The 1,282-nt window shown below is 72.5% G+C and carries 2 protein-coding genes and 1 pseudogene; all 3 read right to left on the reverse strand.

Features of this window, described 5'->3' with window-relative positions; all coding sequences use genetic code 11:
• A pseudogene (locus ACIKT0_RS18450) lies at positions 1-324 on the reverse strand (cytochrome c biogenesis protein CcdA); the annotation flags it as partial.
• Positions 325-330: 6 nt separating this feature from the next.
• The gene (locus ACIKT0_RS18455) at positions 331-720 is read right to left on the reverse strand and encodes a thioredoxin family protein (RefSeq protein WP_407106775.1); all 390 of its coding nucleotides are present in this window, start codon (positions 718-720) and stop codon (positions 331-333) included.
• Between the two features lie 22 nt (positions 721-742).
• Positions 743-1,282, reverse strand: a 540-nt coding sequence (locus tag ACIKT0_RS18460; RefSeq protein WP_407106776.1) for a rhodanese-like domain-containing protein, incomplete at its 5' end; no start/stop codon positions are given.

Below are 1,282 nucleotides of genomic sequence, written 5' to 3' on the forward strand. Positions count from 1 at the left end.
GCCGGCCCAGTCGGCGGCAGGCGCCGCGGCGCGCGCGAAAGCCCTGCCGGCCGCCGGTAGCAGCAGCACCACGCCGATGGCGATCAGCAGAAAGGCGCCGACCGCTCTGAACACCGAGGAGTCGAGGCCGGCCGCGAAGCCGATGGTCGCGACGAACAGGCCGATCGCGACGAAGGAGAGCGCCAGCCCCGCCGCGAGCGCCAGCGGCCCGAGCCTGTGCTCGGAGGCCGCGGCCGCGAACACGATCGGCAGCAGCGGCAGAACGCAGGGCGACAGCACCGAGAGTACGCCTGCCCCGAAGGCGAGAGCGAGCGTCCCGAGCATGACGCGTCAGAGCGCCTTGGCGAGCAGATCCTCGATCCACTCGGGCTGCCTCTCGCCCACCGAGCGGGCGACCTCGCGCCCCTCCTTGAAGACGATAATCGTGCTCTGCGCCCGCGCCTCCACCTTCCGCACGCTCGGCTGATCCCCGTCGAAGTCGATCTCGTAGGCTTTCATGGCGGCGAAGCGCGGCTCGGCCAGAAGGCTCGCGAGGATCGGCTTCTGGGCGCGGCAGATCGGGCACCAGGCCGCGTGGATGTGGACGAGCACCGGGCCGCCCTGCTTCAGCGCGGCGTCGAACGCCTCGGCGGAGAACGGCGACATCGGGGCGGCCTGAGCCGCGCCCGACCACACGGCGGCGCAGAGGCCGCCCAGAAGCGTCACGCGGCGGGACAGCATTCAGGTCGCTCCTTGAGCCGGATTACTGCCGCGAGGCAGGCTCGCCCTCGGCTTTGGCCGCGGCGGCCCAGACAGAGTCCTGCCTGATCACCGCCGTCGGCCGGTCGGACTCCTGCCAGCCCTGGACGCCGTGCGGGAACCAGAACACGTTCTTGAATCCCCACCCGAGCAGCCGCTTGCCCATGTTCCAGCTGCCCCAGCAGTCGGGCTGGCAGAAGGTCACCATCGGCCGGTCGAGCCGGCCTCCGGAGAGTTCGAGAACCCGCGCCTTGAGCGCCGCCTCCTGGGCCGGCGACAGGTCCCCCGGCCCCGCGCCCGGGAACCAGGCCGAGCCGGGAATCGAGCGGTGCTGCGGAGCCCAGACCGCGGACTTCGGCAGCGTCGGCGGCTTGCGATCAGCCGGACCGACGTCGATCAGCACCGCGCCCTGCTCGATCAGCGCCGCAACCCGCGCCGTGTCCACGACCTCCGCGCCTTTGAGCGTCGAGGGCGTGTAGCTCTGCATCGGCCCGGTCCACAGGCCCTCCGGCTCCGGCGCCGAGCCGGGCCCACCGGCCGCGTG

Origin of the sequence: Hansschlegelia beijingensis (assembly GCF_045505405.1) — a bacterium.
GTDB lineage: Bacteria > Pseudomonadota > Alphaproteobacteria > Rhizobiales > Methylopilaceae > Methylopila > Methylopila beijingensis_A.

Coding starts and splice junctions, on each gene's coding strand:
- ACIKT0_RS18455 (WP_407106775.1), bottom strand. CDS start 720: ATGCTGTCCCGCCGCGTGACGCTTCTGGGCGGCCTCTGCGCCGCCGTG.